This is a genomic window from Cyanothece sp. BG0011, assembly GCF_003013815.1.
Taxonomy (GTDB): Bacteria; Cyanobacteriota; Cyanobacteriia; order Cyanobacteriales; family Microcystaceae; genus Crocosphaera.
Genome location: NZ_PRLH01000074.1, coordinates 1 through 11,205, shown reverse-complemented (window position 1 = coordinate 11,205; position 11,205 = coordinate 1). Strand labels below are relative to the sequence as shown.

Sequence of the window (11,205 nt, the reverse complement as noted above, 5' to 3'; positions counted from 1 at the left end):
CTTTCCAGTTTCTTTGTAGATCGTTAGCCAAATTTTGAGCATTTTCACGTTTCGTTAACCATTGATAACTAATGACGATACCTTGGTAGTTCTCTCCTGATAGCTGTTTTGTGTTAGGTAATCCTTTTGACCTATTATCAGTTCCAGAATGATAAAGATTTAAGCCAAAAAGCCGATGTGCATCTTGAGCATACTGTTTTCTTAGATGTTCTGATGGTGTGACAACAACAAGGAAGTCCCAATCGAGGGTACTTCTTAGTGAAACAAAGGTGTACAATGCCCCACCTGTTTTTCCTGCTGCGGTACAACCTTCAAGTAGTGTATTTTTTTGTGGATTAGCTTGATATTCCCTTACAAACCGTGCTTGCCAGTCTCTGGGATTGAACTGATTACTCATAAATTAAACCTCCGATGTTAAAATTTGGGTAGTGTGTAGATCATTGGAAACTCAGATGTATCTCTCGTATCTCAAGTGTAGCTCATTTGAATATCATTAGCATGGCAAGAACCAGTAAAGATAAAACAATTTCCATTCGACTGTCTCAAACCATGTTGGAGGCACTAGATGCCCGTGCTGTCTTGGATGAAAAAGACAGAGCGCAGGTGATACGAGAAGCAATAGCAAAACATTTAGAGATAAACGACGAAGAGTTTGAAGAAAAAATTAATTCTTTAGAAAAAACCGTTGATAAGCTTCAAACTGAATATCAAAAGGACAGGAAGAAAACTGAAGCGTTAGGTAAACGGGTCGATGAAATGAGTCGCCTAGTCACCTATTGCATCGAACGCTTACCATCGAACAAAACTTAAAAGCATTCCGATTTATTACCGAAACGCTTTGATTATTAAGCTAATGCTCGTTTAACTTTGTTTCCTGCTTCATCACAGCTTTGTAAGCACTGCTTATAGCCTTGACGTTGATTTTCTTCGATATCCTCTTCAGCTAAAGCTTCTGCTAATCCTAAAGCTGCAACTTTCACTCTTGAAAGGTTATCTCTTAAATTGGCACTTTTTGCCAGTCCCATTGTTTGCTTTAATTCTTTAGAGGTTCCACCCAAAACCTGCTTATTAATAGCATTAGTACAATTAGCGTAATGGAAAGGTTTGGACGCACCATGCTCTTGCAATGTGCTGGTAAACTGATGGCGAACTTGCTTATTCTCTAATCGAGTTTGAATCCATTTATCGGTTTTGCCTTGACGCTTCCAGTTTTTAACGGCTCGGTCAACTCCCTTTTCGGGATCAACTTCTTCCTCTACATAGCGTTTTGCCCATTCATTTACCTGAATATGAAGATTAGGGTCAAGATACTTTGCGTAAGCTAAGGCTACTTGCCAATGTCCCCACGTACCTCCATTGCGTCCACGCACTGTTTTTAAAATGTCGTTTGTAGCGACATTTAATTTTTTTTCTAGTGCCAACAGAAATAAAGCAGATCCATCTGTTTCTGTCCACCGTCGAGGATCTCTATTTTTTGGGCTGTTAGCAGCTTTCCAAAGTTGAGTTAGACTAACTAAGTTATTAGTTGGGTCAACAGAAATAAGTGTATCTTGGTACTTTAAGGCAATTAAGTTATTGCTTTTCATTTTTTCAATCAATACCGAATAAGATGATGTAGCGAGGTAAATATTCAACTTTACTCAACGTTAAATCTAAGTAAAGTCGAGATGTTAATTGTAAAACAAAATTTTTTTAAGCTATTTGATAGGATAACCCAAAAAACAAAAAAATAGCAAGCTCTTCGTCTATTTTTTTCTTAATAATTGGTTAATCAAGTTTCAACACATAATTCAGACAGACTCAGATTTGCTCTATAGCTACTAAGCACTACATATAGTGTATTTAAAATCTTATCTACTCAATAGGTAGTGTTCACTAAAATTCTAGTCACATAATTTTTATAGTTCAAAAATACTAAAAAATTGATCTTTACTGATTTTTAGTAAATTAATTTCAGTAATTTTATTGTTAAAGTTTGCAATTTTATAATCAAACTAAACAAATACTGGTGGCAAGTTTATTATTCAAAAATCCACTCTCGGCAAAATTATGGTTCAAAGTACACAAGAACTGTAGCAATACTTCAACGATATAATTAGGTTAATAGCTACAGTAACGGCAAGATTATGATTCAATTTGTGGCAAACTTATAGGTAAAGTCACAAAAATCACTGCATTCTGTCAATGGTTCGATACTGTATCGCCTCAGCAACATGATAACTTTTAACCGTGTCATCATCAGCAAGATCAGCAATAGTACGAGATACTTTTAACACTCGATCCATGGCCCTTGCAGATAACCCTAACTTTCGGATCGCCCCTTCTAATAAGTTACGACTCGAATCATCCAACGCACAAAAACGCCGTAAATGGGATGTCTGCATCTGTGCATTACAAGACACCGAAGTATCCTCCTTAAACCGATGTTGAGCGCGATCGCGGGCTAGTTTTACCCTCTCTCTAATACTATCCGATCCCTCTCCTGTAACCTGTTGCGTCATTTCTTCGGGTTTGAGACGGTTAACCGCCACTTGTAAATCAATTCTATCCATCAATGGACCCGAAAGTTTAGCCCAATATTGTTCTCGTTGACGGGGGGAACAAGTACAGCGTTGAATGGGATCGCCGAAATAGCCACAGGGACAAGGGTTCGTACTTGCGACGAGGGTAAACTGTGCAGGAAATGTCACTGACTGACGAGTACGAGAGATAGAAACGTAACCATCTTCTAACGGTTGACGAAGAAACTCCAACACATTGCGCTTAAACTCCGTTAATTCGTCTAAAAATAAGATACCGTGATGAGAAAGAGAAATTTCTCCAGGTTTCGGGTAACTTCCCCCTCCCACTAAACTCGGCCCCGACGCAGAATGATGAGGACTACGAAAGGGACGATCTTGTATCAAAGAGCCTCTATTTTTCAGTAAACCAGCCACAGAATGGATCTGAGACACTTCTAACGCCTCAGAGAATGATAACGGCGGTAAAATGCCAGGTAAACGCTTGGCTAACATGGTTTTTCCGCTTCCAGGAGGCCCCACTAAAATTAAATTATGTCCCCCAGAAGCAGCTATTTCTAAGGCGCGACGGGCGTGGGTTTGGCCTTTAACGTCTTTGAGATCCAAAGGAAAAATAGGGCTTAAATCATCCTTTTTCGGGGGTTGATAGGTGACAGGTTGATAGTTTTGGGGTTGACAGAGGAAGTCAGCAACATCGGAGAGGTGTTTGAAACCATAAACCGCTAAACCTTTGACGACGGCTGCTTCTTGGGCGTTATCCGCCGGCACTACTAACCCTTTGATCCCTAACTGTTGCGCTTTAGCAGCGATGGGTAAAACGCCGGTCACGGGGCGCAAACTGCCATCTAGGGAGAGTTCTCCTAAAAACAAATAATCCCCCAATAAATGGGCATCTACTTGTTCTGAGGCGGTTAAGACACCTACACTAATGGGTAAGTCAAAAGAAGGGCCTTCTTTGCGTAAGTCAGCCGGGGCTAAATTAATAATTATTTTTCGCACGGGAAAGGCAAACCCTGAATTTTTAATGGCTGCTTTTACTCTTTCCCTGGATTCTTGTACGGCGGTGTCTGGTAATCCCACAATTGTGATAGCAGGAAGTCCTCCGGCAACGTCTACTTCTACCCCAACTTTTACCGCATCAATACCCACTAAGGAAGCACACCAAACCCTGACTAACATGATTTTTTATAACTTAATTGTTTGCATTCAGGGTTAGTATTCCCAGAAATTAGAAAAATATTAGCAACTGTCTAGAAAATTGGCGAAAAACACAATTTTTTATCATCAAGCTTCAAAAAATAGCAATATGTAATAGCTTTTTTTCAAGATTAGTAATCGTTTCATCAAATAAAGTATGTTGGAATGTTAATTCATTGGAAAACTTTAGAAAAGCAGTGTTATAAAAATTTCGTAAAATAAAACAAATAAATAAACTAGGTGTAATAGGAGAAGAAACAGGAATTCTACAATTTTTAAATTGTCCTAAAGTGAGATGAGATTTAGGATGATCAATTTCTTGAAAAGCATTAGGATCATAATCAAATCTTATCGGTACAGCCATAATATTCTTTTCTAGAATATCAGCATATATTTCATCGTCTTCATAAATTTCTGGTTCATTTTGAAAAGACTCTAAATAAGGAGATGGAAAAAAAGCTAATCTGTGACGAATTAATTTTTTTGTCTTATATGTGTATAAAAGTTGCAGTAAAGCTCCATCAATCATTTTTATATTATAATTATTGTTAGATTCTAACTCATCATAAATTTCTTCATATTTTCTATTTTTCAAAACAATAGATAAATCTTGCATATTAGCATAAGTAACTTCATATACTTTATCAGGAAAAGATTTACAAATTGGAAAGTTTTGCTGTACAGACAAACCTACTCTTATCAGTTGAGTTGTCATAGTTTGAATATCATTTAAAATGTCCTGATGATTAATCATGAACTTTATTATTCATCCTTATTTGATTCTAATGATCTTTTTAGCTTTTCTTTAGCTTCTTCGGGTAATTCAGCTACTAATTCTTTTAATTCTTTATCATCTATATTAATTGCTTTTATAAAATCTTTCTTTTGTCTCTCCGTATTTTTCCTTTCTGCTTGACTCATATCTCTATTAACAAGTTTCATTTTCTTTCGTTCTTCTTCAGTAGGATATGTGAAATTAAGAGAAAAATTATTTACTTTAATTTGATTAAATTCTTCTTCCAATTTTTTCATATTTGAACCATAACCAAGAACTCTTACCCATGCTTTGCTTCTTGTTATTGCCGTAAATAAAATATTTCTTTCTTGATCTAATTCACTACCTTCAAAACATTCTTGTGCATTGATTATATAAATCATAGCTGCTTCATTTCCTTTAGCTCTATAAATACCAGTAAAAACGATAGAATTTTCTTCAAAAAATACATCAGGAGTTGTTGTTACACCAGCTAAAACATTATTGATTTTTCTATCAAACAGTAACTCTCTAGCTTTCCCCACTGCTGTTTTTGTATCTTTAGGATTAGTATGAATAACCATAATGTCATCATATCTCAGTTCATCATTATTAAGATTATTTTCTATTTCTTTTACTAACCATTCAATTTGCTCTTGATTATTATTAAAGGTTTTAAAAAGAATTAAATCATCAATTGGTGAATGATTTTCGAGAAATCTGGGACTTGTTTCCTTGGGTCTAATTAGTTTTACAAATTTTCCTTCTTTTAATTCGCCTCCGTCTATCTCATAACCAATATCTAACCATAATTGACTTTCATCAAACATCTGAACTAAACCTTGATCTCGATATATTCCAAAACCCAAAGCATGAGCAGAAGCTAAAATAGGACGAGAATTTCTATAACAAGTATTTAAAACAACATCCTGTTTTGGCTCTCCTGACGCATTCTCAAGTCTAACTTTTGGTTCTCCATATTTATTATTCCCAAAAAGTAATTCTGGGGATTGCATCATTTTGTCACTTAAGCTTTGCAATTCATCATAAGCATAAACTAAACGTTTAGGCTCTTTTAATATTTCATAACAAACTCTCAAAAAGTATTTAGAAAAATCTTGTGCCTCATCTACTAAAATGACATCATAGTATTGCTTAATATGTTGAGTATTGTGTAAGGCTTTTTCACAAGCATAATCAAATTCTTTACCATATTCAAATGTTAATAAAGAAGCTTTAGAGAAGTCTAAATACTCAATATTATGAATCTTACAAAAATTATAATAAATCCCTTCAATTTTTGGACTACCCCAAGCATGAATTATATTTATTTTTTCCCAGTCAGGTTCTTCATTAGTATGTTCTATTGTGAAATTATTAATCAGTTTTTTAAACTGTCCTTTTAGTGAACGAGTATTAAAAGTTACCGCAATATTCCAATCGGGATGTTTAGCATGAAGATAAGCAACTTTTAAAGCTAAAACGATTGTTTTTCCTGAACCAGCTAATCCTCTAATTCGTTGAACACCTTCAACGGTTTCAAGAACTGCTGCATTTTGAGTTGCATCTAAATTGGCAATAGATTCTTCTATTTTCTTTAATTTTGCTCCCCTGGAATTTTCTTTTGTTACATAGCTTCTCGGATTTTTTTTACTAATTGTTGTTATTGCTTGTATAACTGAATTTACTTTTTCAAAACATTGATTATTTTCCCATGAACATAATTCAATAAAATTATCTAAATCCTCCTTAGTAATTAAAATAGGATATTCTTGAATGTCTATATCTTCAGGATATTGAGACCAAGCTGGTGCATAGGTAACTACCGACATTTCTACCATTAACTTTCGTCGTTTTAAAAGTTCTTTATGTTGAAGTAATTTAGATTCTAACTTGGTTATATTTTCATCTTGAATATCTTCAAGCTCTAGATCAGTATGAGTCCCTTCTACAATATGAAAAATAATAACACCATGTTGTTTAGAAACTAGAAGTGCATCAATTTGATAACCGCCTTGAGCAGTTCCTATAATCGGATATCCTAAATATAAAGTGCCTTCAATATCATTTCTGGCTTCAAAATATTCACCCAATTTTTTAGATGAAACAGGTTTATCTGTAGTTCCTCTAATGACATTAACCATAGTTTTTTCCTTTTTATATGAAAGAGTTAATATTGAAAATCAGGTTTTGCTTTATTTCTCTTATTTTTAATCATTATTATCTCAGTTAATCTTCAAATCTTTAAGTTATAAAATAAATTATATCATAAATTGTATAATGTTTTGTACACTGAAAAAGATAATTTTTATTAACATAAACCTGTAGAACAAGTATTTGATTGGTTAAAAATGGACGTAAAACCTTAGATAATAATTACATAATAGGGATATCTAAAACAAAACCAGGTAACATATTTTCCCCTGATAAATTAGCAGGAAGGGCTATAATTTCTTTATCTTGATTTTGACGATAAATTTCTACTTGTTGCTGTTGGGGATTAATTAACCATCCTAAAAGTAAACCTGCTTCAAGATATTCTAACATTTTCTCTTGTAAGTCTTCTAATTTATCCGTTCGAGAACGTAATTCTATGACAAAATCAGGACATAAAGGGGGAAACTTTTCTTGATCTTCTTCAGTCAAATTATTCCATCTTTCTAGTTTAACCAATGCGACATCAGGAGAACGTTTTCCCCCATTAGGTAAACGAAAAACCGTCGATGAACTAAACACAACACCTAAGTTATTTTCTTCATTCCACAGCCATAATTTACTAATTAATCTAGCTTCTCTCTTGCCACTTTTTCCACCCAGTGGAGACATAATTAATAATTTTCCTTTAGCCGTTAATTCTAGTCGCCAGGCTTCATTCACTTGACAAAGTTGATAAAACTCTTCATCCGTCAGTTGAACTGGTTGAACATTCAGGGTTATAGTGTTCATGTGAATAAGAAGAAACTCTCGAAATCTCGAAGTTTAATTAATTAGTTTATTCACTTCTATAGTAACATCAGGAAAAGCCAAACAGGAAACAAAACCTGTTTTTAATTCAAGTTGATTTTGATAGTCGTCTCCATGAGGAAACTTAAAGATAATTAAGCGATGATTTTCAAGATCAACTATCCAATATTCTTGAATATTTGACTTAGCATAAACTCTTTTTTTTTCGTTGAAATCATAGCTTAAGGTTGAATAGGAAATTTCAATTAATAAATAGATATCTTCTGGTTCGGGATGTTTGTTGTCATATAAGCTATCAGGAAGTTTTGCTAATACTAAATCTGGTTGTGGTTCAGAGGTAATAAGATTAATAGGATGAGCCGATCGCACATCTGCTAAACTGTTAAATAAGGTCAGAAAGTATTTATAGATTTTATTATTACAGTTAGCATGATAAGGGGTTTCTGGACTCACTTCGATTAAGTTTCCTTCAATTAATTCAATACGGCGATTAGAAAAAATTCCCGTTTCGACGATTTTTTCATATTCTGTAACCGAAAGTTTAGCCGTTTTAATCATTTATTATCGAAAGAATTATTTTAAGTATTTACTAGATGACTTTTGTCCTAATAAATTAGCTATAATACTGCGAAAGAAACGACGAATTTTTAACCCTATTTTTTGTCCAAAATTCCTTAACACTTGAAGACGATGACGCATGGTAGGTAAACGGAAAATATAAGCTAATCGTCGTAGTATACCCCCTATTTGTCCATTAATATTAATGCCATAACTAGAGATAATAGCAGTTCTTCTTCCTAAGGTTAACATATCCCCTAAATGTAGATAATTAAAAGATTTTAAGGGTTTACCTTCGATGATGGCCGCGATGTTCTTAGCTGCACAACTAGCCTGTTGATACGCAACTTGTGCAGTCCCTGGGAGTGATTTATTTTTATTACTTATTTGCGCTAAATCACCTAAAGCAAATACTTCGGGGTAATCTATTAATTGTAGCCTAGAATTGATTAATAATTTACCTGAACTAGTTTGTTGACAATTTAAAGATTGAATTAATGGTTTTGATTCAGTTCCAGCCACCCAAATAACCATATCCACAGGAACATTAATAGTTTGTTCACCATAATTTATAGTAATAGAATTTTCATGAATTGTTTCTACATTTGTGTTAAGATAAACTTGAACACCACGGGAACCTAAGGCACGATAAGACGCTTTACGAATTCCTTTAGATAACCCTTTTAATATTTGATTTCCTCGGTCAATTAATAATACTTCTGCTTGTTTTTCTAGCCGATCAGCTAACTTACAAGATAATTCTACCCCATTGGGTCCACCGCCAATAATAGCCACTCTGAGATGCTTTCTATCTAAGGTTTCTAAATAGTGTATTTTAGCTTGTAACTGTTCTAAATCTTTTAAGGTTCTAAAGGTTAAAACATGGGTTTTTAACCCTGGAATATCCACCCAACGGTTTTGAGTACCTAACCCTAAAACCAGATAATCATAACTTAAACTATTATCATTATCGAGTTTTATCTGACGATTGTTTAAGTCAATTTTTTTAACAATATGTTGACAAAATTTGATAGAGGTTCCTGCCAATAACTTTTGATAAGTTGGGGCAATTTCCCACCGTTGCAATTCTCCCGTAATTAATTCATATAATAGGGGAGTAAATAAAAAGTTGTCATTACGTTCAACTAAGGTGATTTGCCAATCACCTGATTTAACATGAGGATTTTTACTAAGGTATAAAGCAGTATATAAACCGCTAAACCCTCCTCCTAAAACACAGATATTAATCGTTTTTTTAGTATTCATTAGAACTCAAAATAAATAAACTCAGATGGTGTATTAGCAGCTAATAAAATGGTTAACGCTAATAAAACAGGAGACAACCAACGGGATAATAATAAATCATATTCAAATTTACCTTGCCACACTGCTAAATGTTCCATTAAAAGGACAAACAGTGATAAGGCTAAAACCAGCAACAATGCTGATGTTTCGTTAATACTATACGATCCAAACACAGCTTGTAAATTTCTCCAGGAATAGGCCGAAGGGGTTAGAATCGTTATTAATTTAGTTAGCAGTCGTTGACTGTTGGTTTCCATAAAGAAAAGACAACCTAGGGTGACGGAGAAAAAGGTTAATAACCAGGAAATAATTTGAGGACGAGGAAAATAACTTCCCACTACTCCGTAGAAGGGACGACCTAAATATCTTAATACTAACAATAATGCACCGTGATAAGCACCCCAGATAATAAAATTCCAGGCTGCCCCGTGCCAAAATCCTGATAAGGTAAAAGTTAAGAATAGGTAAAAAGCGGCCCATTTTTTATTTGATCCCATTAAGGGTAAAAAGACATAATCTCTAAACCAGGTACTTAACGTAATATGCCAACGTCGCCAGAATTCATTGATACTTTGGGAGGTATAAGGAGCTAGAAAGTTCACCGTTAATTTTACGCCTAAAAAGCTGGCAATACCCACAGCAACAAAACTATAACCGGCAAAATCAAAGTAAATTCTTAGGGTGAATAATAGGGCAAAAAACCAAACTGTCCAAGCATTATCCGCAATTCTCAAATCGATATAAGGGGCAATATTATCCGCTAAAACAAATTTCATAAACAAGCCTAACGAAATCCATCTTAACCCTGTTTCAAAGTTTTCTACCTTAAATTTAAACCGAAACGATTCAATCTGAGGAAATAAATCTTTTCTTCTTTCAATGGGGCCTGCGACAATTTGAGGGAAAAAGGCAACAAAGTTCAGATAATCAAGAAAAGCGATGGGTTTCTTTTTTCTAGCGTTAAGAGAATCTACGACAAAAGCCACCATCTGAAACGTATAAAAGGAAACCCCTGGAGGAATGGTATTTACCACAGGAATGGGGGATGATTGTTGCCAATTACTCGGAACATTAATTAATAAACCAATAACATCTTCAACAAAGAAAGTTAGGTATTTAAAATAAGCTAAAATAGAAACATTAATAACAATGACAATAGTGGCGATTAACTTGGCTTTCCAACCTTGAGATCGCAACATCCATTGCACCATCAAATAGTTAAAAATAAGCTCAGCTACAAAGATAATAAAGCTAGAGCGACTAGCATGGAAAAACAGCAGCAATGATAACGCTAATAGGCCAATAGTATCGAAAATCCCACGCCATAAATTCGCTGACTGGGCGATATAGCGAACAGTAAAAAAGGGAACACTAAATAAAATTAAAATCCACCAAAATGAAAAATCAGAGTAATTCATACATATAATAATTTACATTTAAGGGATGAAACCCAATGATTGAGTTCCACAGAAACAAAAGATAGAATTTTTAATACTATAGCAGGTCAAGTCGCGTTTCAGTAGCTCACAAATATACCGCTACGCGAAAGGCAAAAGGCAAAAGGCAAAAGGCAAAAGTAAACTCGAAAAAAATCTGAAAGTTTACAATTTACTGACTCATTAAAAATTAGGGTTAGTCAAGGATAACACTTGACTAACCCTATTGATATTTTATGGTTTATCTTTTACTTGAATCTTCCAAAAAGATTTCCCCATCCTTTTTTATCGTTGTTGTTATCTTGAGTTTGATTAATGGGTTCTTCTGTTACTGTTTCTTCTGATTCGATATTACTCACTGCATCAGCCAGATCATAATTTTCTTCGAGATACTTGGCTGATTTTTCTACAGTGGGATGATCCCAGAATAAAGTATCAGGAAGGTCTAAGTCTAACCAGTCTTCTAAGTCTC

General features: G+C 34.4%; 10 protein-coding genes and 1 pseudogene. 1 reads left to right on the top strand and 10 read right to left on the bottom strand.

The genetic code is table 11. The features are described 5' to 3' along the window. Positions 1-397, bottom strand: a 397-nt coding sequence (locus C4E06_RS10290) for a DEAD/DEAH box helicase family protein (RefSeq protein ID WP_198648516.1), incomplete at its 3' end; no start/stop codon positions are given. A gap of 101 nt (positions 398-498) precedes the next feature. Here C4E06_RS10290 and C4E06_RS10285 point away from each other — a divergent pair. After that, complete coding sequence (locus C4E06_RS10285; protein WP_107667987.1) at positions 499-810, top strand: ribbon-helix-helix protein, CopG family; 312 nt, start codon at positions 499-501, stop codon at positions 808-810. A gap of 35 nt (positions 811-845) precedes the next feature. On the opposite strand, the gene C4E06_RS10280 is transcribed toward C4E06_RS10285, so the two are convergent. From C4E06_RS10280 to C4E06_RS10240, 9 genes and pseudogenes are all read right to left on the bottom strand, one after another. Then, a complete protein-coding gene (locus tag C4E06_RS10280; protein ID WP_107667986.1) occupies positions 846-1,586 on the bottom strand; it encodes a KilA-N domain-containing protein in 741 nt (246 codons plus the stop codon). 582 nt (positions 1,587-2,168) lie between these two features. Further along, complete coding sequence (locus C4E06_RS10275) at positions 2,169-3,698, bottom strand: YifB family Mg chelatase-like AAA ATPase (RefSeq protein ID WP_107667985.1); 1,530 nt, start codon at positions 3,696-3,698, stop codon at positions 2,169-2,171. 112 nt (positions 3,699-3,810) lie between these two features. Further along, entirely contained in the window at positions 3,811-4,431 is a 621-nt protein-coding gene (locus C4E06_RS10270; RefSeq protein ID WP_198648515.1) for a DUF2290 domain-containing protein, read from the bottom strand. Between the two features lie 47 nt (positions 4,432-4,478). Further along, on the bottom strand, positions 4,479-6,614 hold the full coding sequence (locus C4E06_RS10265; protein ID WP_107667983.1) for a DEAD/DEAH box helicase: 2,136 nt from the start codon (positions 6,612-6,614) through the stop codon (positions 4,479-4,481). Positions 6,615-6,846: 232 nt separating this feature from the next. After that, a complete protein-coding gene (locus tag C4E06_RS10260; protein WP_107667982.1) occupies positions 6,847-7,416 on the bottom strand; it encodes a Uma2 family endonuclease in 570 nt (189 codons plus the stop codon). A gap of 33 nt (positions 7,417-7,449) precedes the next feature. Next, a complete protein-coding gene (locus C4E06_RS10255) occupies positions 7,450-7,992 on the bottom strand; it encodes a Uma2 family endonuclease (RefSeq protein WP_107667981.1) in 543 nt (180 codons plus the stop codon). A 15-nt stretch (positions 7,993-8,007) separates the two neighbouring features. After that, positions 8,008-9,258, bottom strand: a complete 1,251-nt coding sequence (locus C4E06_RS10250; RefSeq protein WP_107667980.1) for an NAD(P)/FAD-dependent oxidoreductase — start codon at positions 9,256-9,258, stop codon at positions 8,008-8,010. Next, positions 9,258-10,715 carry an MBOAT family protein gene (locus C4E06_RS10245; RefSeq protein WP_107667979.1) on the bottom strand — a complete coding sequence of 486 codons (1,458 nt, stop codon included), beginning with the start codon at positions 10,713-10,715 and terminating at the stop codon, positions 9,258-9,260. Before C4E06_RS10245 ends, C4E06_RS10250 begins: the two co-directional genes overlap by 1 nt. A 266-nt stretch (positions 10,716-10,981) precedes the next feature. Then, positions 10,982-11,205 (bottom strand): annotated as a pseudogene (locus C4E06_RS10240) (phosphopantetheine-binding protein); the annotation flags it as partial.